The 23,356-nt window shown below is 65.4% G+C and carries 20 protein-coding genes; 8 read left to right on the top strand and 12 right to left on the bottom strand.

Annotated elements, in window-relative coordinates; genetic code table 11:
- Positions 1-123: 123 nt before the first annotated feature.
- On the bottom strand, positions 124-2,355 hold the full coding sequence (locus RPC_RS02945) for a putative bifunctional diguanylate cyclase/phosphodiesterase (protein WP_011471066.1): 2,232 nt from the start codon (positions 2,353-2,355) through the stop codon (positions 124-126).
- Between the two features lie 390 nt (positions 2,356-2,745).
- Here RPC_RS02945 and mepA point away from each other — a divergent pair, with 390 nt between their 5' ends.
- A complete protein-coding gene (gene mepA, locus RPC_RS02940; RefSeq protein WP_011471064.1) occupies positions 2,746-3,684 on the top strand; it encodes a penicillin-insensitive murein endopeptidase in 939 nt (312 codons plus the stop codon).
- A 263-nt stretch (positions 3,685-3,947) separates the two neighbouring features.
- Here mepA and RPC_RS02935 read toward each other — a convergent pair whose 3' ends face one another.
- Positions 3,948-5,744 (bottom strand): potassium/proton antiporter, encoded by a 1,797-nt coding sequence (locus RPC_RS02935; RefSeq protein WP_011471063.1) that lies wholly within the window; start codon positions 5,742-5,744, stop codon positions 3,948-3,950.
- Between the two features lie 223 nt (positions 5,745-5,967).
- Here RPC_RS02935 and RPC_RS02930 point away from each other — a divergent pair, with 223 nt between their 5' ends.
- Together RPC_RS02930 and map are read left to right on the top strand one after the other, a co-directional pair.
- Positions 5,968-7,290: a mechanosensitive ion channel family protein gene (locus RPC_RS02930; RefSeq protein ID WP_011471062.1), complete on the top strand. Its 1,323-nt coding sequence runs from the start codon at positions 5,968-5,970 to the stop codon at positions 7,288-7,290.
- A 116-nt stretch (positions 7,291-7,406) separates the two neighbouring features.
- Positions 7,407-8,228 (top strand): type I methionyl aminopeptidase, encoded by an 822-nt coding sequence (map, locus tag RPC_RS02925; RefSeq protein WP_011471061.1) that lies wholly within the window; start codon positions 7,407-7,409, stop codon positions 8,226-8,228.
- 541 nt (positions 8,229-8,769) lie between these two features.
- On the opposite strand, the gene RPC_RS02920 is transcribed toward map, so the two are convergent.
- Positions 8,770-9,819 (bottom strand): Ku protein, encoded by a 1,050-nt coding sequence (locus RPC_RS02920; protein ID WP_011471060.1) that lies wholly within the window; start codon positions 9,817-9,819, stop codon positions 8,770-8,772.
- Positions 9,820-9,959: 140 nt separating this feature from the next.
- Between RPC_RS02920 and RPC_RS02915 the strand changes: the two genes are divergently transcribed.
- Both RPC_RS02915 and radC read left to right on the top strand, forming a co-directional pair.
- Positions 9,960-10,190 carry a hypothetical protein gene (locus RPC_RS02915; RefSeq protein WP_011471059.1) on the top strand — a complete coding sequence of 77 codons (231 nt, stop codon included), beginning with the start codon at positions 9,960-9,962 and terminating at the stop codon, positions 10,188-10,190.
- A gap of 125 nt (positions 10,191-10,315) precedes the next feature.
- Positions 10,316-11,044, top strand: coding sequence for a RadC family protein (gene radC / locus RPC_RS02910; protein ID WP_011471058.1), 729 nt, complete (start codon positions 10,316-10,318; stop codon positions 11,042-11,044).
- A 177-nt stretch (positions 11,045-11,221) separates the two neighbouring features.
- Here radC and RPC_RS02905 read toward each other — a convergent pair whose 3' ends face one another.
- From RPC_RS02905 to RPC_RS02885, 5 genes are read right to left on the bottom strand one after another with little or no spacing between them, the layout of a single operon-like run.
- The gene (locus RPC_RS02905; RefSeq protein ID WP_011471057.1) at positions 11,222-11,938 is read right to left on the bottom strand and encodes an AprI/Inh family metalloprotease inhibitor; all 717 of its coding nucleotides are present in this window, start codon (positions 11,936-11,938) and stop codon (positions 11,222-11,224) included.
- Between the two features lie 2 nt (positions 11,939-11,940).
- Positions 11,941-12,921 (bottom strand): 2-hydroxyacid dehydrogenase, encoded by a 981-nt coding sequence (locus tag RPC_RS02900; protein WP_011471056.1) that lies wholly within the window; start codon positions 12,919-12,921, stop codon positions 11,941-11,943.
- Positions 12,921-13,751: an ABC transporter permease gene (locus RPC_RS02895; RefSeq protein ID WP_011471055.1), complete on the bottom strand. Its 831-nt coding sequence runs from the start codon at positions 13,749-13,751 to the stop codon at positions 12,921-12,923. The genes RPC_RS02900 and RPC_RS02895 overlap by 1 nt, the downstream gene beginning before the upstream one ends.
- Positions 13,748-14,563 carry an ABC transporter ATP-binding protein gene (locus RPC_RS02890; protein WP_011471054.1) on the bottom strand — a complete coding sequence of 272 codons (816 nt, stop codon included), beginning with the start codon at positions 14,561-14,563 and terminating at the stop codon, positions 13,748-13,750. Before RPC_RS02890 ends, RPC_RS02895 begins: the two co-directional genes overlap by 4 nt.
- A gap of 11 nt (positions 14,564-14,574) precedes the next feature.
- The gene (locus RPC_RS02885; RefSeq protein ID WP_011471053.1) at positions 14,575-15,594 is read right to left on the bottom strand and encodes an ABC transporter substrate-binding protein; all 1,020 of its coding nucleotides are present in this window, start codon (positions 15,592-15,594) and stop codon (positions 14,575-14,577) included.
- 163 nt (positions 15,595-15,757) lie between these two features.
- On the opposite strand from RPC_RS02885, the gene RPC_RS02880 reads away from it, so the two are divergent.
- Positions 15,758-16,573 (top strand): creatininase family protein, encoded by an 816-nt coding sequence (locus RPC_RS02880; RefSeq protein ID WP_011471052.1) that lies wholly within the window; start codon positions 15,758-15,760, stop codon positions 16,571-16,573.
- A 104-nt stretch (positions 16,574-16,677) separates the two neighbouring features.
- Entirely contained in the window at positions 16,678-16,947 is a 270-nt protein-coding gene (locus RPC_RS02875) for a hypothetical protein (protein WP_011471051.1), read from the top strand.
- Between the two features lie 54 nt (positions 16,948-17,001).
- Here the strand turns inward: RPC_RS02875 and RPC_RS02870 are convergent, their stop codons facing one another.
- On the bottom strand, positions 17,002-18,627 hold the full coding sequence (locus tag RPC_RS02870) for an FMN-binding glutamate synthase family protein (protein WP_011471050.1): 1,626 nt from the start codon (positions 18,625-18,627) through the stop codon (positions 17,002-17,004).
- A 451-nt stretch (positions 18,628-19,078) separates the two neighbouring features.
- Between RPC_RS02870 and RPC_RS02865 the strand changes: the two genes are divergently transcribed.
- Positions 19,079-20,128 (top strand): ATP-grasp domain-containing protein, encoded by a 1,050-nt coding sequence (locus RPC_RS02865; protein ID WP_011471049.1) that lies wholly within the window; start codon positions 19,079-19,081, stop codon positions 20,126-20,128.
- Between the two features lie 255 nt (positions 20,129-20,383).
- Here the strand turns inward: RPC_RS02865 and RPC_RS02860 are convergent, their stop codons facing one another.
- Genes RPC_RS02860 through RPC_RS02850 form a run of 3 tightly spaced genes read right to left on the bottom strand, consistent with a single transcriptional unit; the run spans position 20,384 to position 22,949 of the window.
- Positions 20,384-21,160: a MetQ/NlpA family ABC transporter substrate-binding protein gene (locus tag RPC_RS02860; RefSeq protein ID WP_011471048.1), complete on the bottom strand. Its 777-nt coding sequence runs from the start codon at positions 21,158-21,160 to the stop codon at positions 20,384-20,386.
- 27 nt (positions 21,161-21,187) lie between these two features.
- On the bottom strand, positions 21,188-21,853 hold the full coding sequence (locus RPC_RS02855) for a methionine ABC transporter permease (protein ID WP_011471047.1): 666 nt from the start codon (positions 21,851-21,853) through the stop codon (positions 21,188-21,190).
- Positions 21,843-22,949 carry a methionine ABC transporter ATP-binding protein gene (locus tag RPC_RS02850; RefSeq protein WP_041801328.1) on the bottom strand — a complete coding sequence of 369 codons (1,107 nt, stop codon included), beginning with the start codon at positions 22,947-22,949 and terminating at the stop codon, positions 21,843-21,845. The genes RPC_RS02855 and RPC_RS02850 overlap by 11 nt, the downstream gene beginning before the upstream one ends.
- Positions 22,950-23,356 lie beyond the last annotated feature (407 nt).

Below are 23,356 nucleotides of genomic sequence, written 5' to 3'. Positions count from 1 at the left end.
GCGCGAGCGCTTGCGAGCGGCCGCGGAATCCTGTTGCCGGCGATGAGAGCTCGACCCCGTTGCCGGAGTCGCAGCGCTCGCGGTTTGACTTTCGCCCGCCGCAGCCGCGGTTTGTGGTCCGCCTCACGCCACCTGAATCGACGCGCGATCGGGTGTGGCGAAATCGGCGCCGCTCTGCACGCTGAGCAGGTCGATGATCTCGCTGTTCGGCCGCGCCGCGCTGAACAAGAAGCCCTGCGCCTCGTGGCAGCCCTCGGCGCGCAGCCAGCTCAATTCGGATTCGGTCTCGACGCCCTCGGCGGTGATGGTGACGCCGAGCCCCATGCCGAGGCTGATGATCGAGCGCACGATCGCCTGCAGTTCGCGGTTGGTGCACAGCCCGCGCACGAACGACTGGTCGATCTTGATCTTGTCGAACGGAAAGCTGCGCAAGTAACTCAAGCTCGAATAGCCGGTGCCGAAATCGTCCATCGAGATCCGCACCCCGAGCGCGCGCAGCGCGTGCAGCGTGGCGATCACCTGGCTGCTCTTTTCCAACAGCAGCGTCTCGGTGATCTCGAGTTCGAGCCGCTTCGGCGGCAGCCCGGTCTGCTTCAGCGCGTCCATCACCAGCGACAGCAGGTTGCCGAGCCGGAATTGCAGCGGCGACAGATTGACCGCGACGCGGACGTCGTCCGGCCAGTTCGCCGCGTCCTCGCAAGCGCGTTTCAGCACCTGGGCGCCGAGCGCGTTGATCAGCCCGGTATCTTCCGCCACCGGAATGAACTCCGAAGGCGACACCATGCCGCGTTCCGGATGCGGCCAGCGCACCAGCGCCTCGCAGCCGGTGATGCGGCCGTTGGAGAGCCCGATCAGCGGCTGATAATGCGGCCGCAGCACGTCGTTCTGGATCGCGCCGCGCAGTTCGCTTTCGATCTTGCGGCGGGTCTGGGCGCGGGCGTCCATCCCGGGTTCGAAGAAGCTGAAGGTGCCGCGGGTCTCGGTCTTGGCGCGCGCCAGCGCCATGTCGGCGCTCATCAACAGCTTCTCCGAATCGTCGCCGTCGCCGGGCGCCATCGCGATGCCGATACTGGCGCCGATCACCACCGAATTGCCGTCGAGCAAGAACGGCTCGCCGATCGCGTGCAGCAGCCGCTTGGCCAGCAGCACGACGTCCTCGGGGCGGCTGACGCCGCTCTGCAGGATGGCGAACTCGTCGGAGTTCAGCCGACCGATCACGTCCTCTTCGCGCAAGGTCGAGCGCAGCCGCCGCGCGATGCCGCGCAACAGCTTGTCGCCGACGGCGTGGCCGAGGCTGTCATTGACGCCCTTGAAATTGTCGATGCCGAGGAAATGCACCGCGGCTTTTTCGTTGCCGCGCCGGGTGTGCACCAGCATCTCGTCGAGCCGCTTGCGCAGCGAGTTGCGGTTCGGCAGCCCGGTCAATCCGTCGTGCTGCGCCATGAAGGCGAGCCGCATCTCGGCGCGCTTGCGCTCGGTGATGTCCATCAAGGCCAGCAGCACCGCCGGCTCGCCGCCGTACAGCAGTTGCCGCGAATACACCGCCAGATCGATCAGCGAGCCGTCGGCCTTGACGTGCTTCCAGGTCCGCGCGGCGCGCTCGTCGGTGCTCTGGTCGCCGGTCCACGGCCGCTCGGCTTCGAACGCCTGCAGATTGCGGATCGTCAGCGTGCTGAATTCGGCGGCCGAATAGCCGTAATGCTCGACCGCGGCGTCGTTGACGCCGAGGATGCGCTCATCGGCCAGCGCGCAGACGATCATCGGCACCGGATTGCTGTCGAACAACAGCCGGAACGAGGCCTCGCGCTGCTTCAGCTCGGTGATGTCGATGCGCAAGCCGATGATGCCGCCGTCGGCGGTCATCCGCTCCTCGATCTGGATGCAGCGGCCGTCGGAGATCAGCTGCTCGTGGCGTTCTCCGGGCTGGAACAGCTTGGCCATCCGTTCGGCCATCCATTCCTCTTCATGGCCGAGCGCTTCGGGATAGTCGCCGCGGGCCACGCCGACGCGCAGCGTGTCGATCATCTTGACGCCGGGCTGAAACAGATCCGCGGTGCGATTGTAGATTTCGGCGTATTTCTTGTTCCAGAGAATGTAGCGGCCTTCGGCGTCGAGGAACACGATACCTTGCGGCAGGATGTCGATCGCCTCGCGCAACCGCTCGTGGGATTTCCTGGCTTCGGCGATCGCCGCATCCGCCGCGGCGCGCTTGCGCACCACCTCGCCGATCTCGGCGGCGATGCGCCGGTCCTTGGGCACCGCTTTGGTCTTCGGCTTGGCCGCACCGCGCAACAACGCAGGACGCCGGTGCGCGGCTTGCTGCAGCTGTTTTTTCTTCGGCCGATTTGTCGGCATCGTTGCCCCACTCGCACACTAACGCTCGTTTCTCTCCTAAGTGTCTGAAAAAACTGTATCACCCGCAACCGCCCGGACCGCTCCACCGGCGCTGTGGGCGACAGTGGCCGACCGCCGCCCGTTTGATTGGCGACCGCAGTGCAACCAAGAGGGGGTGGTTTCGGACGTCCGCGGCGGAAACGACAATTTTGAGTTGAGTTCCGGCGACTTCCCGACGTTCCGCTTCAATCGGCGGCTCGTGCGCATCAATTTGCGGCAATCAACACCAGGGTTGCTGTCCGGTTAACGGCGAACGGGTGACGCCGCTCGATCACAGGTTGCGGATCGCCGGCGAGGGTGCCGGCGAGTTCCAGCGCGGGTTTGCTCGCGAGCTGCGCTATAGTGGGAGCGATGATCGCCCGGCTGATTCCCCTGCTGCTGATGCTGCCGCTGACCGTTGTCGCGGCCGGCGTCGCGCTGGCCCAGGACAAGGGCAGCGTCGAGCCAAAACCGCTGCCGCCGCTCAGCAATCCCAACGATCCGACGCTCGCCGCCAAGGAATTGTTCGGCCGCAAGGCCACGCCGGTCGCGGCGCAGCCGGCGCAGGCGATCGGGTTCTACGCCAAGGGTTGCCTCGCCGGCGGCGAGGCGCTGCCGATCAATGGCGAGGCCTGGCAGGTGATGCGGCTGTCGCGCAACCGCAACTTCGCGCATCCGGCGATGGTCGCGCTGTTGAAGCGGCTGGCCTCCAAGGCGCAGCGGGCCGCCGGCTGGCCGGGGCTGCTGATCGGCGACATGTCGCAGCCGCGCGGCGGGCCGATGATCACCGGCCACGCCAGCCATCAGGTCGGGCTCGACGCCGACATCTGGCTGACGCCGATGCCGAACCGGATGCTGTCGCGCAACGAGCGCGAGGAGATGTCGGCGGTGATGATGGTGCGGCCGGACCGGCTCGACATCGACCCGCGGGTCTGGAAGCCGAGCCATCTGCCGGTGATCCGCGCCGCCGCGCAGGAGCCGCAGGTCGAGCGCATCTTCGTCAACGCCGCGATCAAGAAGGCGTTGTGCCGCGAGGCCAAGGGCGACCGCGCCTGGCTCGCCAAGGTGCGGCCGATGTACGGCCACGATTATCACTTCCACATTCGCATCAAGTGCCCGGCCGGCAGCACCGCGTGCGAACCGCAACCGGCGGTCACCGAGGGCGAGGCCTGCGCGGCCTCCGATCTGGCCTATTGGTTCAGCGACGCGGTGCTACATCCGAAGCCGCCGCCGACACCGCCGAAGCCGAAGCCGCCGCTGACCTTGGCCGACCTGCCGCCGAGTTGCCGCGACGTCGTGGCGGCGCCGTAAGGCATCCACGCAGCGGTCGTAACGCATTCCACGCAGCGGTCGCCCTCGATCATCATCGCCCTCTCCGCGTCATGGCCGGGCTTGTCCCGGCCATCCACGGAAACATCGACGGCATTGCTTGTGGGCGTGGATGGCCGCGACGAGCGCGGCCATGACGTGGCGAGCGACGTGCCCGACATCGGGCCTCGCTTCGCTCGGGCGCCTCAGGATGCCGCCCGCTCGCGGCGCATTGCGGCGTCGTCCGGCGCACGCTTCCCATCAGCTCAGATCCCGGCGACCGAGGCCCAGATCGCGGCGAGCTTGCGCTTCAGCGTCTGGATCCGCGTCATCGGCGGCCGCGGCGGCTCGTCGTCTTCCGGCAGCCTGAGCCCGATCACGTTGACCCGCCCGCCGCCGAGGCTGCGCGCCACCAGCACGATGGAATCCAGCGGCAACGTCGCGCCGAGCTTCGGCGCGCGGTCGAGATGGACGTCGAAATAGTCCGCCAGCGTTAGCTGAGCCTCGTCGGGGGCGACATTGACGCCGTAGATCCCGGCGAGGTCGCCCAGCGTGACCTCGCCGACCACCATGAAATCGCCGAGCAGATGCGGGTCGGGCGCGCTCGAGGGCGACATGTCGACGAAGAAGCGATCCAGCGCCTCGGCCTTTTCCGGCGGCGCCAGCAGATAGATGTAGTCGCCCGCCGAGACCGGCTCGGCTTCGGCCGGCGACAGAATGCGCTGGTCGCGGATCACCAGCGTCGGTTTCGACCAGGACGGGATCAACCCGCGGCGCAGATAAAGGCTCTTCGGCCGCACCGCATAGCCGACCAACTGCTGTTCGAGCTGACCCGGCAGGTCGAGTTCGACTCGGCGCGGCCCGCGGTCGGCGCGCGGCAAGGCGACGTGCAACCGCCGCGCCGCAAAGCCCAGCGTCCAGCCCTGCAGCAGTAGCGAGATCAACACCACCACAAAGGCGACGTCGAAATATAGGTAGGCGTTCGACAACCCGACCAGCATCGGGATCGAGGCCAGAAAGATCGCCACCGCGCCGCGCAACCCCACCCAGGCGACGAACAGCTTTTCCCGCCAGTTGAAGCGGAACGGCGCCAGGCAGAGGAACACCGCGACCGGCCGCGCCACCAGCATCAGCGCCAGCGCGATGACGATCGCCGGGCCGATGCTGCCGAGCAGCCGCTGCGGCGACACCAACAGCCCGAGCAGCACGAACATCACGATCTGCGCCAGCCAGGTCGCGGCGTCGAGAAACGTCACCACCGAATTATGCGCCCGCGTCGGCCGGTTGCCGATGATGATGCCGGCGAGATAGACCGCGAGAAATCCCGAGGCGTGCGAACTCTGCGCGGCACCGAAGATCACCAGCGCCGCGGTGGCGACGAACGGCGCGTGCAGCCCCTGCGGCAGCGCCACCCGGTTCAGCGCCAGCACCACCAGCCGGCCGCCGACGAAGCCGACCACCGCGCCAAGCAGCGCATCGCGCAAAAACAGCATAATGACGTGCCAGGCGGTGCTGTCGCCGACCGTGATCAGCTCCACCAGCATCAAGGTGAGGAACACCGCGAACGGATCGTTGGTGCCGGATTCCACCTCCAGCGTGGCGCCGACCCGCGGCCGCAGCCGCAGCCCCTGGGCGTGCACCAACAGAAACACCGCGGCGGCGTCGGTGGAGGCCACCACGGCGCCGATCAGCAGCGCTTCGGCCCAATTCAGCTCGAGCACGTAATGCGCCACCGGCGCGGTGATCAGCGCGGTCAGCAGCACGCCGAGCGTGGCCAACACCACCGAGGGCGCCAGCACGGTCTGGATGCTCTGCAGCTTGGTTTTGAGGCCGCCGTCGAACAGGATCAGCGCCAGCGCCACCGATCCCACCAGATAGGTGGTTTGCAGATCGTCGAACCGCAGCCCGCCGGGTCCGGACTCCCCGGCCGCCATGCCGATGAACAGAAACACCAGCAGCAGCGGCGCGCCGAACCGCAGCGCCAGCAGGCTGGACAGAATCCCCACCATCACCAGGAAGGCGCCGAGCAGAATGGCTATGCTGACTGCATCAAGAGACGCCATGGTCCTCCAAAGTCGCCGCGCGGGCGCCGCTGATCCTTATCGTCGCCATCATTCCCCGCCAACCCGCTTGAGCGGGCTGCGACCGCCGGTTTGCACCGCCATGGCCTGCGGACATCGTCGCGCCGCCGGATCGATGGCCTGACGCGGCGCTGGCAATCTGGCCTAAGTTGCCGTCATTGGATATGGCACGGCGGGATTCCGCATTCGATTAAAGTGGGTGAAGATGGAATTGGACGTGAAACTCAACGAAATCTACGAAATGCTGCTGGCCGCGACCCGTTCGGTCGGTGCGGAGATTACGTCGCCCTGGTTCTATTTCCAACTCGGCCTGATCATCGCCGGGGCCGGCATCGCTTATGCCATCGGGGCGACGGTGCGCGCCCGGGTCGATCTGAGCACGACCTCGACGGGCTGGCCGGCGCCGCTGCGGCTGCTGCGTCGGGTGATGGTCGGCAGCGCCTCGACCGCGGCCTTCGCGGTGGTGATGATGGCGGCGCGCGGCGGCATGCTGGCTTGGACCTGGCCGAGCCGCAGCTATCTCTTGGCGGTCTGCGCCAAGCTGGCGCTGGCCTGGCTGGTGATCCGGCTGGTGACCAGCGTGATCCGCAACGGATTCCTGGTCCGGCTGGTCTCGCTGTCGGCGTGGTGCGTCGCCGCGCTGAGCATTCTGGGCCAGCTCGAACAGACCATCGAGGCGCTGGACTCGGTGTCGGTGGTGGTCGGCGGATTGCGGTTGACGCCGCTGTTGCTGATCAAGCTGGTGGTGCTGCTGGCGATCGCGCTGTGGCTGACCAACGTCGCCAGCAAGTTCCTGGAGGGCCGCATCGCGCAGTCGCGCGACCTCACCCCGTCGATCCAGGTGCTCTTGATCAAGCTGGTGCGGGTCGCGCTGATGATCTTCGCCGTCACCGTGGTGATGAGCGCGGTCGGCATCAACCTGTCGGCGCTGGCGATCTTCTCCGGCGCCGCCGGCGTCGGTATCGGCTTCGGTCTGCAGAAGATCGTCGCCAATTTCATCAGCGGGGTGATCCTGCTGGCCGACAAGTCGGTGAAGCCCGGCGACCTCGTCACCATCGGCGACAGTTTCGGCCGGATCAGCGCCATGAACACCCGCTATATCTCGGTCTCGGCCGGCGACGGCCGCGAGTTCCTGATCCCCAACGAGGATCTGGTCACGCAAAAGGTGGTGAACTGGACCTACACCGACAAGAACACCATGGTGAAGGTCAATTTCGGCACCAATTACGACGCCGACCCGCGGCTGGTGTGCAAACTGGCCGCCGACGTCGCCGCGGCGGTGCCGCGCGCCATCAAGCACAAGACCCCGAGCTGCCTTTTGACGGAATTCACCGAGGCGGGAATGAAATTCTCCCTGACCTTCTGGATTGCCGATCCCGACGGCATGGACCGGGTGCGCAGCGACGTCATGCTGACCTTGTGGGAGGCCTTCAAGCGCGAGGGCATCCGGGTGCCCTATCCGGTGCGGGAGATCCGCATCCGCGGCGGCGCCTTGCCGGTGGAAACCGTGGTCGAAGTGGCGCCGTGACCGGTTCCCTGCGCCGAACTGGCATGATCCCAGGCGGGGGCGCTTTGGCTTGCGCGATCCGCTGCGATCACTAGATTGGGACTTCAAATCACTCCTTTTCGAAGCAAGATCGCCCGATGAGCTATGTCGACGCCTCCGAGACCTCCGTGCGCAAGACGGGGCAGATCAAGTTGCACGGCCCGAATGCCTTCGCCGGTATGCGCAAGGCCGGCCAATTGGTCGCGCGCTGCCTCGACGAATTGGTCGATATCGTCAAGCCGGGCGTGCCGACTTCGAGAATCGACGATTTCGTCCGCGAATTCGCCTTCAGCCACGGCGCCTATCCGGCCACGCTGATGTATCGCGGCTACCGTTTCTCGACCTGCACCTCGATCAATCACGTGGTGTGCCACGGCATGCCGGGCGACCGGCCGCTGAAAGAAGGCGACATCGTCAATATCGACGTCACCTATATCGTCGACGGCTGGTACGGCGATTCCAGCCGGATGTATCCGGTCGGCGCGATTTCGCGCAAGGCCGAGCGGCTGATCGAGGTGACCTATGAATCGCTGCTGCGCGGCATCGCCGCGGTGAAGCCCGGCGCCACCACCGGCGACATCGGCCACGCCATCCAGAGCTATGTCGAGCCGGACATGGGCGTGGTGCGGGATTTCTGCGGCCATGGTCTCGGCCGGATGTTTCACGACGAGCCGAACATCATCCACGTCGGTAGCCCCGGTCAGGGCGTGGCGCTGAAGCCGGGGATGTTCTTCACCATCGAGCCGATGATCAACCTCGGCAAACCCTATGTGAAGGTGCTGTCCGACGGCTGGACCGCGGTGACCCGCGACCGCTCGCTGTCGGCGCAGTTCGAACACTCGATCGGCGTCACCCCCACCGGGGCAGAGATTTTTACGCTGTCGCCGAAGAATTTGGACAAGCCGCCGATCAACGGGTAAGCGGCCCGCCGGAAGTCGATCCGGCTCAGCTTTTTCAACGTGCTCTCCCCCGTCAGGTCGGGGTCGCAGTCTGATTCCTTCCCCACAATCCCGGCGAACAAAACGCCGTCATTCCCGCAACCAAACGCCGTCATTCCGGGGCGAGAGCAGCGAAGCTGCGATCGAACCCGGAATTTCGCAACGCGCGGCGCGGCGCTGCCTCCGCAGCAGATTCCGGGTTCGCTCGGGCTATCGCCCTCGCGCCCCGGAATGACATCTCAGTGGGATGCGTTGACGGCGCTGTCGTGGGATCAGTTCGACCCAATCAAAGCCGTCATCCCGGATTGCGAGTTCGCAAGAACGAGCAAGTCCGGGATCCATAACCCCTGCAGTGGTTATGGATCCCGGGCTCACTCGCAGCTTCGCTGCTCGTGCCCCGGGATGACAGCGCGTAGGGTGGGCAAAGGCGCTCTTGCGCCGTGCCCACCTGACTTGCCGACACTCGTCGCTATCGCAGACGGTGGGCACGCTTCGCTTTGCCCACCCTACGATCGACGCTAGACTACCCCGCCTTACGCGCCTTCGCCGCCGCGCGCGGGGCCGGCTTGCGGGTCTTGCCGGCCTCCTCCTTGGAAATCTCCTTCGCGGCCTCCTTGGCGGCGCGGCTGCCGCTGATCGGCAGCAGCATTTCCTTCTGCCCGGCCGCCGCCTTGCGCGGCTTCTTGCCCTTGGCCGACGTGCCGCCGGCAGCTGATGATTTCGCCGACCCGACTGCGGCGGGCGCAGCGGCGGCCGCCCGGCCCTCGGACCGACCGCCCTCCGCCGTCTTGGCCTTTGCATCGCCGGAAATACTCCGCCGCAGCGCTTCCATCAGGTCGACCACGTTGTCGCCCTTCGGCCGCGCCTTGGCGGCGATCGGGGTGCCGTTGCGTTTCTGGTTGATCAGTTCGGTGAGCGCCGCCTCGTAGTGATCCTCGAAACCCTCGGGCGCAAAATGCCCGGATTTCTGCTCGACGATGTGCTTGGCGAGATCCAGCATGTCCTTGGTGATCTTGACGTCTTGGATATCGTCGAAATACTCCGCGGCGTCGCGCACCTCGTAAGGGTAGCGCAGCAGCATACCCATCAGGCCGTTGTCGCGGGCCTCCAGCGCGATGACGTGCTCGCGGTTGGTCAGCACCACGCGGGCCAGCGCCACCTTGTCGAGCGAGCGGATGGTCTCGCGGATCACCGCATAGGCGTCGTGACCGACCTTGCCGTCCGGCACGATGAAATACGGCCGCACCAGATACAATTCGTCGATTTCCGACTTCGGCACGAACTGGTCGATATCGATGGTGCGGGTGGATTCCAACGCGATGGCGTCGAGTTCGTCTTTGGTCACTTCGATGTAGCTGTCGCTATCGACCTTGTAGCCCTTCATGATCTCGTCGGGCGCGACTTCCTCGCCGGTCTCGGCGTCGACCTTGAGGTATTTGATCCTGTTGCCGGTGGCGCGGTTGATCTGGTTGAAGCTGATCTTCTCGGAATCCGAGGTCGCCGGGTAAAGCGCCACCGGACAGGTCACGAGCGAAAGGCGCAAAAAGCCCTTCCAGTTGGCGCGCGGGGCCATGACGCATACTCCGAACTCAGGAACTCAACAGAACCGGGATTCAAGTGGATGCCCTCGGATTCGTTCCCGGACTGTCTTATATTGAGGGCGTCGTGAGAGGTGATCCCGAAGCGCATCCTCAAAAGTACGGAGTTCTCGACATGGCCGATCGCCCGCGCGATCTGGCGGACCGCATGGCGCGGCGCAGGCCGCCGGCCGACGGCTTTGTGCGCCAGACCCTGACGCTGCCGCGGCAGGAAGCCCGCGCGGCGGCGAGAGAGTTTTTCGCGAGTTTTCCCAAGGCCGCCTATATGAGCGGCGTGGAAAGCTGGCGCGAACTGCCCGGCGACCGCATCGAATTCACCCTGAAGCGGCTGCCCAGCGCGGATTGAGCTGATATTGAAGCCGTCATTCCGGTCGATCGGCGCAGCCATTCACATTGAACAAACATAAATCCCGGTTGCAAAACTCAGCGGGCGCGGCAAGCTTGCGCCGTTCAACTTCGCAGCGTAGCGCCATGGCCGCCGATTCCGCCGACCCCGACGATCGCACCGAGCCCGGCTTCTTCGCCGAGGCACCGCATTATCACGGCCATCGCGAGCGGCTGCGCGAGCGTTTCCGCAGCGCCGGCGCCGAGGCGCTGTCGGACTACGAACTGATGGAGCTGGTGCTGTTTCGCGCGCTGCCGCGGCGCGACGTCAAGCCGCTGGCCAAAGCGCTGATCGGCAAATTCGGCTCGTTCGCCGAAACCGTGCACGCCTCGGAGCCGCGGCTGCGCGAGATCGCCGGGCTCGGGGAAGCGGCGATCACCGAGATCAAGCTGATCGCCGCGGCGGCGAGCCGCGTCGCCAAGGGCGAGCTCAAGCAGCGCGCGGTGCTGTCGTCGTGGTCGAGCGTGATCGACTATTGCCGCACCGCGATGGCGTTCGCCGACAAGGAGCAATTCCGCATCCTGTTTCTCGACAAGCGCAACCAGCTGATCGCCGACGAATTGCAGCAGGTCGGCACCATCGACCACACCCCGGTGTATCCGCGCGAGATCGTCAAGCGGGCGCTGGAATTGTCCGCCACCGCGATCATCATGGTGCACAACCATCCCTCCGGCGATCCCACCCCGTCGCAATCCGACATCACGATGACCAAACAGATCATCGACATCGCGAAGCCGCTCGGCATCGCGGTGCACGACCACATCATCGTCGGCAAGCACGGCCACGCCAGCCTGAAGGGATTGAAGTTGATCTAGCGCTTGCTGATAGAAGTCGAACTATCTCGCTGTCATTCCGGGGCGCGAGCAGCGAAGCTGCGAGCGAGCCCGGAATCCATAACCCCCGCGGGGATTATGGATTCCGGGCCTGTGCCCCAGTCGGCTTCGCCGACTGCCGCACATCCCGGAATGACGGGCTTGCGGCGCAAGCTACGCCTACTGCCGCAACAGGATCAACGGATCGACGGTGTCCGGGGTGCGGCGCCATTGCGCGTTGTCGTCGGCCTCGAACCGCCACACCGCGCCATTGGCCGCCATCAGCAGCAAGGCGCCGCGCTCCAGCCGCCACATCGTCGGCGCGAAGCCGGCCACCGCCGGATCGCAGCGCGGTTTTAGGAACAGCTGGAAGTTGTCCGGCGTGGCCTCGTTGTTGGTCAGCGTCAAGCCGCAGATCGATTGGCCGTTGCCGCGCACCATCGACCAGTCGCCGATCATCTGGTCCATCGATTTCGCCAGCGAGCGCGCCGCGATCAGGTTCTGCAGGATGTAGATGCCCTCGCCCGAGCGCAGGCCTTCGAGGATGCCGCTTTCCACTTCGGTGAGGTCGATCACCGATTGTCCGGCCGCGTCCTGCAGCCGCACGATGTCGAGCCCCTTGATGCTCCAGGCGGCGATTTCCTTGGTGAACGGCAACGCCGCCGCGCAGGTCGGCTCCAGCTCGAGCCGGAAGCCCTGCGCGGTAGAGTCATTCTTCAAAGTGACGACGCAGGTCTTGCTGCGCTCGGCGGTGGAGAGCTCCCACTGCCCGAGCATCTGCTTCTTCATCGCGCTGGTGTCCTGCGCCCGCGCCGGCATTTCGCCGATCAACAACGCCGCCATCGCCGCGACAACCACGGCACCGGCCGGCCACAGCGAACAACGGCGCGTCGACATCGTCAGCGATCCTTCACCGGGGTTTCCGCAATCGGCGTCAGCGGCGGCTGGCCGTCGAACCAGGCGGTCAGGTTGTCGACCACCAGCTGATCCATCGCATTGCGGGTCACCACCGAGGCCGAACCGATATGCGGCAGCAACACCACGTTGGGCAGCGCGCGCAACTCTTCCGGCACGTTCGGCTCGTCGGCGAACACGTCGAGCCCCGCGGCCTGGATGGTGCCCGTCTGCAACGCCGTGATCAGCGCCGGCTCGTCGATCACCGAGCCGCGCGCCACGTTGACGACCACGCCGCGCGGCCCCAGCGCCGCCAAGACTTCGGCGTTGATCAGCTTGGCGGTGGCGGCGCCGCCCGGAATGATCACCACCAGCGTATCGACGGCTTTGGCCATCTCGATCAGGTTCGGATAGTGCCGATAGCCGACGCCCGCCGCGGGGTGCCGCGAATGATACACCACCGGCACCTTGGAGGCCTCCAGCCTGCGGCCGATCGCCTGGCCGATCCGCCCCATGCCGACGATGCCGACGCTGCGGTCGCGCAACGAGCCTGTGCTGAGCGGAAAATTCTGGCTCTGCCAGGCACCCGTTCGGACGTGGCGATCGGCGGCGATGAACTCGCGCAGCGTGGCGATCAACAGACCGAGCGCCACGTCGGCGACTTCTTCGGTCAGTACATCCGGGGTGTTGGTGACGACGATGCCGTGCTCGCGTGCATAACCCGCATCGACGTGATCGTAGCCGACGCCGAACGACGAAACGATTTCCAGCTTGGGAAACCGCGCCAGCACCGCGCCGGAGGCCGGCACCAGGCCGGTGACCGCGACGCCGCGGATCCGTGCGGCGATGTCGGGCGCGAGCCGCTCAAGATCGGCCAACTGCTCGGCCTTGTGCAGCCCGAAACGATCCGGGAAGCCCGCATCGATCAGCGGCTTGTCAGGGCCATAGAGCAAGAGATCAACCTGCTCCGAGGAGACGTCCGGCATCAATTGTCCTTTCCCAGCGCGCTTTCGTGCCAGCGTCGCAACGCAAGATGCGAGACCAGCGCCAGCAGCCCATAAATGACAATCCCGGCCAGCGAGAGCAACAGCAATGCCGCGAACATCCGCGGAATGTTGAGCCGGTAGCTCGACTCGGCGATGCGGTAGGCGAGCCCGGAGCCGGCGCCGGCGGAGCCCGCGGCGATCTCGGCGACCACCGCGCCGATCAACGACAGCCCGCCGGCGATCCGCAACCCGCCCAGGATATACGGCAATGCCGCCGGCAGCTTCAGCCGCAGCAGGGTCTGCAGGCGCGACGCGCCATAGAGCCGGAACAGCCCGGCAAGATTGCGGTCCACCGAACTCAACCCCAGCGTGGTGTTGGCGAGCACCGGAAAGAACGCCACGATGAAGGCGCAGGCGATCACCGCGGTGTCCTGCGGCAGATAGATCAACAACAACGGCGCGATCGCGATCACCGGGGTCACCTGCAGGATGATCGCATAGGGCAACAACGCAAATTCCAGCCAGCGCGACTGGTTGAACAGGATCGCCAGCGCGATGCCGCCGATCGCCGCGGCGACGAAGCCCTCCAGCGTGGTCCACAGCGTGGTGAGCAATGAGCCCGACAGCACCGGCCAATCCGCGATCAGCGTCCGCAGCACCAATCCGGGTCCGGGAAGCACATAAGGCGGAATGTCGTTGAGCCGCACCGCGAGATGCCATCCGGCGATCGCCAACGCCAGCACAATGGCCGGCAAGGCGATCTGCAACAACCGCGTCGCCGCGATGCCGCGGGCCTCGCGATCGCGCTGCGGCTCGCCGGCGTCGCTCATTCCGACTCCCTGGCGTTGGTGCGGACCAGCGCGTCGGAGATCTCACGGCATTGCGCCGCATAGCCGGCCGAGGTGCGAAACCTATCGTCGCGCGGCTCCTCCGCGGCGATACGGAATGTGGCGGCGATCCGTCCGGGCTTCGGCGTCATCACGATGACGCGTTGCGACAGATACACCGATTCGAACACCGAATGGGTGACGAAGATCACGGTCTTGCGCAGCTCGCGCCACAGCGTCAGCAGATCGTTGTTGAGCCGGAACCTGGTGATTTCGTCGAGCGCTGCGAACGGCTCGTCCAGCAACAGAATATCCGGATCGGTGACCAGCGCGCGCGCCAGCGACACCCGCATCTTCATGCCGCCGGACAGTTCGCGCGGCAGCGCATCGGCGGCCTCGCGCAAGCCGACCCGCGTCAACGCCTCCTCGACCCTGGCGGCGACGTCGGCGCGCGACGCCCGTGCCAGCCGCAACGGCAGCGCGACATTGCCGCGCACGCTGGCCCATGGCATCAGCGTCGGCTCTTGGAACACGAAGCCGATGGCGTGTTCGCCGCGCCGCGTGACCGGATGCGCGGTGCGCTGCACCGTGCCGCTGCTCGGCTGCGCCAGGCCGGCGATCAGCCGCAGCGCGGTGGATTTGCCGCAGCCGGACGGCCCCAGCAGCGCGACGAATTCGCCGCGGCCGACGTCGAGATCGAGCGGCCCCAGCGCCGGCGCGCCGCTGCGATAGCGCTTGCTGACGCCGCGCAGCCGCACCGCGACCGCGTCTCGCGGAGCAAGCTCATGCTCGGTGAGCGCTGCGGATGCGGCCATCGGCGGCGGCCTCAGCGCTTGGTCCGCAGGTCGATGCCGACGCCCTTGTTGGCGAACTGCAGCGTATAGGATTTGCGGAAATCCAGGTCGCGCGGCACCACGCCGGCGCGCGACATCTTGCCGAAGAAATCCGCGATCCGGGCGTCCGACATCGCGCCGATGCCGTCGGTCAGCGAATCCCCGGAATCGACGATGCCGTATTGCTTCATGGTGGCCACCGAATAGCTCAGCATGTCGTCGGTCATCTCCGGGTTGAGATTCTTGATCATGGCATTGCCCGGCTTGTTGTCGCCGTAGAGATAGTTGTACCAGCCGACGATCGAGGCATCGACGAAACGTTGCACCAGGTCTTGCTTTTTCTCGACCATGTCGCGACGGGTTTCGATCAGCGTCGAATAGCTGCTGAAGCCGTAATCGGCGAGCAACAGCACCGTCGGCTTGAAGGCCGCCTGCTTTTCGATCACATAGGGCTCCGAGGTGACGTACCCCTGCATCGCGCTCTTGCGGTCGAACAGGAACGGCTGCGGATTGAAGGTATAGGGTTTGACCCGCGCCGCGCTGAAACCAAATTCGGATTTCAGCCATTGGAAATAGCTGGCGACGCCCTCCTTGGAGATGAACAGCGTCAGCGGCTTGAGGTCTTGGAGCTTGGTCACCTTGGCTTCCGGATGCGCCAAGAACACCTGCGGATCCTTCTGGAACATCGCCGCCACCGCGACCACCGGCACGTTGTTGGCGACCGCGTCGAACGATTGCAGCGTATTGGCGCTCATGAAGAAATCGAGCTTGCCGGCGATCAGCAGGGCGCGGTTGTTGATGTTGGGGCCGCCCGGCACGATGCTGACGTCGAGCCCGTAGGCCTTGTAGGTGCCGTCGGCCACCGCCTGGAAAAATCCACCATGCTCGGCCTCGGCGACCCAATTGGTGCCGAACGACACCTTGTCGAGCGTGTCCTCGGCCCTGCCCGGGGCCGACAGCGCCAGCGTGACCAGGCCGGCCGTTAACGCTCGTCGCAACAAGCCCCGGCTCATCATTGGACTCCGTCGGTGGTTTTGCCCATGATGGCCTCTCGATTCTCGTTTGAGCTGCAACATGTCCGAAAGCCGGGCTGCAGTTTTTGGGGTCATGCTGCAGGCAGACATTGTACGGACCAGCGGGCCGGCCGGCAAACGCCGCGGAGAAACACCTCGACCGATGACAGGCAAGGCTCCTTCTCGCGACTGGACGGCGATCCGCTGGCCGGATTTCGCCGACACCGACGTGGCGCGCTGGATCGCGGTGCTGCCGCTGGCCGCCACCGAGCAACACGGCCCGCATCTGCCGCTCGGCACCGATGTTTTCATCGCCGAGGCTTACCTCTCGCGAGTCCGCGCGCTGCTGCCGGCCGCCGTTCCGGCGAGCTTTCTGCCGCTGCAGCCGATCGGGATATCCACCGAGCATATCGGCTTCCCCGGCACCCTGACGCTGCCGGCCGAGCTGGCGATCGCAACCTGGACGGCGATCGGCGCCAGCGTGGCCCGCGCCGGGCTGCGCAAGCTGGTGATCGTCACCAGCCACGGCGGCAACAGCGCGGCGATGAACCTGGTGGCGCAGCAGCTGCGCGCCGATCACGGCATGCTCGCGGTGACCACGTCGTGGTCGCGGTTCGGGGGCCCCGCGGGATTGTTCGATGACGAGGAGCTGCGCCACGGCATCCATGGCGGCGCGGTCGAAACCTCGATCATGCTGGCGCACGATCCGCAACAGGTGCGCAGCGACAAGATCGCGGACTTTCATCCGGCCAGCCTCGAGATCGCGCGGCGGTTTCAAAGGCTGTCGACGCAGCGGCCGGCTCCTTTGGCCTGGCAGGCCGAGGACCTCAATCGCAGCGGCGCGATCGGTGACGCCACCAAGGCCTCCGCCGAGGCCGGCCGGCAGCTGATCGCGCACGGCGCGCGAGCGTTCTGCGAATTGCTCGAGGACGTCGATCGTTTCGACCTGACCACTTTTGGTCAGACGCCGCAGGCGTGACGCCACGCAGATTCTATCCTGAATTGTCGAACCGTTTTGCGAACGACTCCGACGAATCGGCATGCGGACCAATCAGGCCGCCTTGCACAGGACGGAGAATCCAGATGTCGTTCAAAACAAGATCTGCAGCCATCGCACTTGCAGCCGTCGTCACCGCCGGCGCTATCACTTCATCGACCCAAGCCGAGGCCAAGGGTCCCGGCCCCGCCTTCGCGGTCGGCGCCGGACTGCTCGGCGCCGCCGTGGTCGGCAGCGCGATCGCCAACAACTCCGGCTATTACTACAGCGATTACGGTTATCGCCGCTGCGGCTGGGTGCGCCAGTATGACGCGTTCGGCAATTATATCGGCCGGGTCCGGAGCTGCGACTACTAACCGCGTCGTGCCGACCCGTCCGACCAAATCCGTCCGGATGGGTCGTCGGGCGCGCTACAGCGCCGCGGCAAATGAATCCGCGCGCGCCAAGTCCCAGGCATCGCGGAAGCGGAGGTCGCTGGTGCCGGCGATCAATTCACCCGGGCGAAGCTGCGGATAAAGCCGCGCAAAGGAGCGGACCTCGGTGGTCGAGGTGCGCTGCGAAAAATGGATCGGCCGCAACTCCTGCGGGTGATCGAGCCCGGCGGCGGCGATCAGTTCGGCCAAGGCCAGCAGCATGGCCTCGTGATAATTATACACCCGCTCGATCTTGTGCGGCACCACCAGCGCCCGGTTGCGGCTCGGATCCTGAGTGGTGACGCCGGTCGGACAGCGGTCGGTATGGCAGCTCAGCGACTGGATGCAGCCGAGAGCGAACATGAAGCCTCGCGCGGAGTTGCACCAGTCGGCGCCGATCGCCATGGCGCGGGCCATGTCGAAGGCGGTGGCGATCTTGCCGGCGGCGCCGATCTTGATGCGGTCGCGAGCGTCGATGCCGATCAGCGCGTTGTGCACGAAGTTGACGCCCTCGCGCATCGGCATGCCGAGATGATCCATGAATTCCAAGGGTGCGGCGCCGGTGCCGCCCTCGGTGCCGTCGACCACGATGAAGTCCGGATAAATGCCGGATTGCAGCATCGCCTTGCAGATCGCCAGAAACTCCCAAGGGTGGCCGATGCACAGCTTGAAGCCGGTCGGCTTGCCGCCGGACAATTGCCGCATCTCGTCGAGAAACGCCATCAGCTCCAGCGGCGTCGAGAACGCCTTGTGAAACGCCGGCGAGATGCAATCCTCGCCCATGCCGACGCCCCTGATCTTGGAAATTTCCTCGGAGACTTTCGCCGCCGGCAACACGCCGCCATGGCCGGGCTTGGCGCCCTGGCTGACCTTGAGCTCGATCATCTTGATCTGGTCTTCGCAGGCCACCTTGGCGAATTCGTCCGCATTGAACGAGCCGTCGGGGTTGCGGCAGCCGAAATAGCCGGAGCCGATCTGCCAAATCAGATCGCCGCCGTTCTCGCGGTGATACGGGCTGACGCCGCCTTCGCCGGTGTCGTGGGCGAAGCCGCCCTTCTTGGCGCCGCCGTTCAGCGCCCGGATCGCGTTGGGACTGAGCGCGCCGAAACTCATCGCCGAAATGTTGAACACCGAGGCCGAATACGGCCGCGCGCAGTCCGGGCCGCCGATCGAGAGCCGGAACTGCTGTTCGGCATTGGGCCGCGGCGCCACCGAATGGTGCATCCACTCATAGCCTTCGCGATAGACGTCCTCCTGAGTGCCGAACGGACGCTTGTCGAGCACCATCTTGGCGCGCTGGTAGATCACCGCGCGGGTGTCGCGGCTGAACGGCATGCCGTCCTTTTCGCTCTCGAAGAAATACTGCCGCATTTCCGGGCGGATTTCTTCGAGCAGGAACCGCAGATGCGCGGAGATCGGATAGTTCCGCAGCACCGCGTGGCTGCGTTGGATCAGGTCGCGCAGGCCGAGCAGCGTCAGCGCGCCGAACAGCAACAACGGCAGCAGCACCAGATCGAACGCCTTCGGGTCGAAGATTCCAACGCCGAACAACACCAGCGTGGCGACGGTGCAGATCGTCAGCGCAATGAACCGCGGCGAGAACGGCAACAGCAACGTGTCCATGCAGAATCCTTAGCGGCGCATTCGCCGCAAAATTGCGGCACGTCCTCGCAGTACTACGAGGCCGATCCGTTGAATCGATTCAAAGCGTGGCGGCCGTCGGCCGGCGCGGCGACAGCCATACAGCAATTCGCCGGTCGCGGGTACTCAGCATCGCGTCAACGGCGTCAGCGCAACAACCGGACGACGTCTGCGCGGCTCACGCAACCGCCGCGACGACTTCTTGGATACGTGCTCAGCCGGCGGCTCGGTCGCCGCCGGCGCGGCGGGAATCCCAGTCGGTCCGTCGCGCCGCGATTTTGCCGATTCGGCAGCTTTGCTCGGGTTGCTCTCTGGCGCCCGTCAGGAAAATTTCGGATATAGTGCGACCAGCCGCCGGACTGTTTGAGAACCTCGGTCCGATGCACACCCGCCCCTTCTGTCGAGCCGAGACCGCCAAACGTCCGAGCGTCCCATGCCGCCCAAAGCCCATGTTGCGCGCCGCCAGGCGGTTGATCCGGAGCCGGCCGATCGATCCCCCGCCACTGCCAACCGATCCGTTGAGAGACATGTCATGCAATACGCCAACCGGGCGATCGCGAGAGTCGTCGAAACATACTGCAAGCAAAATGGCTTCGACGTGGAATTCGGATTGGACGGCTGGCTCATGGTGATGAGCAAGGGCGTGATCAAGCACTACATCTATGGATACGACGTCGGCCTCAACAGCTCCGTCGTCCATCGCATCGCCAACGACAAGTCCGCGACGGCCGAGATTCTTGCATCCTGCGGAATCGACTGTGTGCCGCACGCGCTGTTCATGAATCACAACCAGTTCAAGTACGTGCCGCTCGGCGGACACTGGACGCGGATGCTGCAGATGCAGGGCGAGCACCCCGAGGGGCTGGTGCTGAAGCCGAACGAGGGTACCTGCGGCAATCTGGTTTTCAAGGTAGCCACCGAACTCGAGCTGGAGCAGGCGGCGACGGCGATCTTCGCCGTCAATCAGAATCTGGCGGTGGCGCCCTATCTGGATATCGACCGCGAGATTCGCGTCATCCTGCTCGATCAACACCCCCTCGTCGTCTACGAGAAGCAACGCCCCTCGGTGATCGGCGACGGCGTGCGGTCGGCCTTCGAACTCGTGCTCGACAGAGTGCCGGCCCAGCTGCTGGCAACGACGCTGTCCAACCTTCCTCCGAATCGCACATTGCTGGACGCCGTGCTGCCGGAAGGGGAGACATTCTTCCTCAACTGGCGGCACAATCTGGATCTCGGCGCGGAGCCTGAGCTGCTGCACGACGGCCCGCATTGGAGAGCCAGCGTCGATATCGCCGGCCGGGCCGCACAAGCGATCGGACTGGCCTTCGGGGCCATCGACGTCGTCTGGAGCAAGCAAACTCCGCGAATTCTCGAGATCAATTCCGGCGTGATGATCGAATCGCTCAGCAAGCGGCATCCCGACCTCGCGCAGCGGGTCTATACGCAGGCGCTGGACAAGATCGTGCAGCGCCTGACCCGCTAAAGACTTTTCGGTTAGGATTGAAACATCCAACCAAAAACGGCGTCATTCCGGATTGCGAATTCGAACAAAGAGCAAGTCCGGAATCCATACGCCCTGCGGTGGTTATGGATTCCGGGCTCACTCGCAGCGAAGCTGCTCGTGCCCCGGAATGACGGCCTGGAACTCTTGAACCGCATCAATCTAACCGAATGCTCTAATCTTCGCTCACCGCGGCAACAAGGTCATCGCGAGCGCCACTGGCAGCGCTGCCGCCTGCTACCACGCCGCCAGATAGGTGCCCTTGAACCGGGTTTCGATGAACTGCCGCACCGGCGCGGAGTGATAGGCCTCGATCAGCTGCTTGACCCAGGGCTTGTCCTTGTCTTCCTCGCGCACCGCGAGGATGTTGACCCAGGGACCGCCGGGGGTCTCGTGCGCGATCGGATCGGTGACCGGGTTGAGGCCGGCCTGCACCGCGTAGTTGTTGTTGATCGACACCAGGTCGACGTCGGGCAGCGAGCGCGGCAATTGCGCGGCGTCGAGCTCGACGAAGCGCAGCTTTTTCGGATTTTCCGCAATGTCCGCCACCGAGGCCGCGGTGTTGCTGGGGTCCTTCAGCTTGATCAGGCCGTTCTGGGCGAGAATCAACAAGCCGCGGGCGCCGTTCGACGGATCGTTGGCGATCGCGACCTTGGCTCCGGTCGGCAGATCGGCCAGCGTCTTGTATTTGGTCGAATAGACCCCCTGCGGTGAGATGATGGTGTTGCCGACCTTGACGATCTTCCAGTTAGTCTTGGAGATCTGGTTCTTCAGGTAAGGCTCGTGCTGAAACGAATTGGCCTCGAGATCCTTCTGCGCCAGCGCCTGGTTCGGCACCACATAGTCGGTGAATTCGACCACCTTGATGTCGAGGCCGCGCTCGGCGGCGACCTTGCGCACCACGTCGATGATCTCGGCGTGCGGCCCGGCGGTGACGCCGACGCGAATGGTTTCGGCCTGCGCCGACCCGATCAGGGCGGCGATCGCGACCAGCGACGCAGTCAGTAAACGCATAACAACCTATCTCCTGTCAGATGCGGCTCAGGATTGCCGCGAACGCTTGTCGAGCCGGCGCGCCACCGTGTCGCCGAGTGTCTGCACGCCCTGCACCAGCGCGATCAGCACCAGCACCACGGTGAGCATCACCTCGGGCATGAAGCGCTGGTAGCCGTAACGAATGCCAAGATCGCCGAGGCCGCCGCCGCCGACCGCGCCGACCATCGCCGAATAGCCGAGCAGGCTGACGATGGTCAGCGTCAAGGCCAGCGTAACCGCCGGCATCGCTTCCGGCAGCAGCACCTTGCGGACGATCTGCAGCGGGCTCGCGCCGAACGCCCGCGCCGCCTCGATCAGCCCCTGGTCGACTTCGCGGATCGCAGCCTCGATGACGCGGGCGATGAACGGGATCGCCGCGATGGTCAAAGGCACGGTGGCCGCCGCGGTGCCGATCGAGGTGCCGGCGATCAAGCGCGTCAGCGGCACGATCGCCACCACCAGGATGATGAACGGCGTCGAGCGGGTGGCGTTGACGATCAATCCGACGATGCGGTTGGCGACCGGCGCCGGAAACAGTTCGTTGGCGCGGCTGGTGGCGAGAAAGATGCCGAGCGGCAGGCCGAGCACGGTGCCGAACAGTCCCGACAGCCCGACCATCATCAGGGTGTCGAGCGTCGACCAGGCGATCATTTCGATGAGTTCAGGCGACATAACCGAGATGCTCCACCGCGCTGCCGGCGGCCTTCAATTGGTTGGACACTTGGCCGACCAGCTCCGGCTCGGCCGGGATCGACACGATCAGCGTGCCGAACGGATGGCCGGCGATCATCTCGACCTGGCCGTTGAGAATATTGATGTCGATGCCGAACGAGCGGGCGATCTGCGACAACAGCGGCTGGCCGGCGTCGCTGCCGCGGAACGAGATGCGCAGCACGGCTTCGTCCTGCGGCCCGCGCTCGGCCTTCAGCCGCGCTAGCAACCAGTCCGGCGCCTGGCTGCCGGTGACAGAGGAGACGAAGCGCTTGGTCACTTCGTGCTGCGGCGAGGCGAACACGTTGTAGGTGGTGCCTTCCTCGACGATGTGGCCGCGCTCCAAAACCGCGACGCGATCGGCGAGCGCTTTCACCACCGCCATCTCGTGGGTGATGAACAGGATGGTCAGCCGCAAGTCGGCGTTAATCCGCTTCAGCAGCTCGAGGATCTGGTCGGTGGTTTCCGGATCGAGCGCCGAAGTCGCCTCATCCGACAACAGCACTTTGGGACTCGTCGCCAGCGCCCGCGCGATGCCGACGCGCTGCTTCTGGCCGCCGGACAATTCCGCCGGGTAGCGGTCGCGCTTGTCGGCGAGGCCGACCATGTCGAGCAGCGGCAGCACCGTCTTGGCGATCTCGCGCTTGGCGACGCCGGCGATCTCCAGCGGCAGCGCGATGTTGTCGAACGCGGTGCGCGACGACAGAAGATTGAAATGCTGGAAGATCATCCCGATCGAGCGCCGCGCCTGGCGCAGCGCCGGCTCGTCGAGCGAGGTGATCTCGGTGCCGTTGACGATCACCCGGCCCTTGGTCGGCTGTTCGAGCCCGTTGATCAGCCGGATCAGCGACGATTTGCCGGCGCCGCTGCGGCCGATCACGCCGACGATGCTGCCTTCCGGCACATTCAGATTGATGTTGTCGAGCGCGACGACTTCGGCGCTGCCTTTGCGCGCCGGATAGGTCTTGGCGACATTTTCGATCGAAATGCCGGAGGGCGCGGTCGAAGCTGGCAACTCCACGGGCGCTCCGATCGGTTGGGGCCATGGTGCATTCATCGGCAGGAGTCTCGCTGCGTGGCGTTTGCGTGGGCTGATCGTCCCGGATTATCCACAAACCGGCGTGGCCGCAATGCACCACAACCACAAAGCAAGGCGATGATCGCAGGATCGCGCCGCGCAGGCAATTCCTTCTCTGGATGCGGTGCCGGGCGCCATAAACCATCTCCGCCGGCTCGCCGCAGCCGGCGCTCGGCCGAGCCCGCGCGCGGCGGTTTTCGAGAATTTCCATCTCATCAAGCGGTCCGAAGCGGCAGACGTCGGATGAATAATGACGAAAATGACCGTCATGGAGGAATTTTCCTCTCCAGCCGCGAAGAAATACAAAATTGACTGGGAACCCGCCTCCGCTAGCTTCGCCGCCAGCAAACCGAAGCTGAGGACGAGGAGTTTTCCATGAAACTAAC

The sequence above is a fragment of the Rhodopseudomonas palustris BisB18 genome (genome assembly GCF_000013745.1).
GTDB lineage: Bacteria > Pseudomonadota > Alphaproteobacteria > Rhizobiales > Xanthobacteraceae > Rhodopseudomonas_A > Rhodopseudomonas_A palustris_F.
Note: the sequence above shows the minus strand (reverse complement) of the source record. Positions and strands in the feature narration are given on the sequence as shown.

Bases quoted from the DNA above. Each gene is read 5' to 3' on its own strand.
- RPC_RS02865 (WP_011471049.1), top strand. From the start codon at position 19,079: ATGCCGCCCAAAGCCCATGTTGCGCGCCGCCAGGCGGTTGATCCGGAG.
- radC (WP_011471058.1), top strand. From the start codon at position 10,316: ATGGCCGCCGATTCCGCCGACCCCGACGATCGCACCGAGCCCGGCTTC.
- RPC_RS02945 (WP_011471066.1), bottom strand. From the start codon at position 2,355: ATGCCGACAAATCGGCCGAAGAAAAAACAGCTGCAGCAAGCCGCGCAC.
- RPC_RS02875 (WP_011471051.1), top strand. From the start codon at position 16,678: ATGTCGTTCAAAACAAGATCTGCAGCCATCGCACTTGCAGCCGTCGTC.
- map (WP_011471061.1), top strand. From the start codon at position 7,407: ATGAGCTATGTCGACGCCTCCGAGACCTCCGTGCGCAAGACGGGGCAG.
- RPC_RS02915 (WP_011471059.1), top strand. From the start codon at position 9,960: ATGGCCGATCGCCCGCGCGATCTGGCGGACCGCATGGCGCGGCGCAGG.
- RPC_RS02880 (WP_011471052.1), top strand. From the start codon at position 15,758: ATGACAGGCAAGGCTCCTTCTCGCGACTGGACGGCGATCCGCTGGCCG.
- RPC_RS02900 (WP_011471056.1), bottom strand. From the start codon at position 12,921: ATGCCGGACGTCTCCTCGGAGCAGGTTGATCTCTTGCTCTATGGCCCT.
- RPC_RS02890 (WP_011471054.1), bottom strand. From the start codon at position 14,563: ATGGCCGCATCCGCAGCGCTCACCGAGCATGAGCTTGCTCCGCGAGAC.
- mepA (WP_011471064.1), top strand. From the start codon at position 2,746: ATGATCGCCCGGCTGATTCCCCTGCTGCTGATGCTGCCGCTGACCGTT.
- RPC_RS02935 (WP_011471063.1), bottom strand. From the start codon at position 5,744: ATGGCGTCTCTTGATGCAGTCAGCATAGCCATTCTGCTCGGCGCCTTC.
- RPC_RS02895 (WP_011471055.1), bottom strand. From the start codon at position 13,751: ATGAGCGACGCCGGCGAGCCGCAGCGCGATCGCGAGGCCCGCGGCATC.
- RPC_RS02905 (WP_011471057.1), bottom strand. From the start codon at position 11,938: ATGTCGACGCGCCGTTGTTCGCTGTGGCCGGCCGGTGCCGTGGTTGTC.
- RPC_RS02870 (WP_011471050.1), bottom strand. From the start codon at position 18,627: ATGGACACGTTGCTGTTGCCGTTCTCGCCGCGGTTCATTGCGCTGACG.
- RPC_RS02855 (WP_011471047.1), bottom strand. From the start codon at position 21,853: ATGTCGCCTGAACTCATCGAAATGATCGCCTGGTCGACGCTCGACACC.
- RPC_RS02920 (WP_011471060.1), bottom strand. From the start codon at position 9,819: ATGGCCCCGCGCGCCAACTGGAAGGGCTTTTTGCGCCTTTCGCTCGTG.
- RPC_RS02930 (WP_011471062.1), top strand. From the start codon at position 5,968: ATGGAATTGGACGTGAAACTCAACGAAATCTACGAAATGCTGCTGGCC.
- RPC_RS02850 (WP_041801328.1), bottom strand. From the start codon at position 22,949: ATGAATGCACCATGGCCCCAACCGATCGGAGCGCCCGTGGAGTTGCCA.
- RPC_RS02885 (WP_011471053.1), bottom strand. From the start codon at position 15,594: ATGAGCCGGGGCTTGTTGCGACGAGCGTTAACGGCCGGCCTGGTCACG.
- RPC_RS02860 (WP_011471048.1), bottom strand. From the start codon at position 21,160: ATGCGTTTACTGACTGCGTCGCTGGTCGCGATCGCCGCCCTGATCGGG.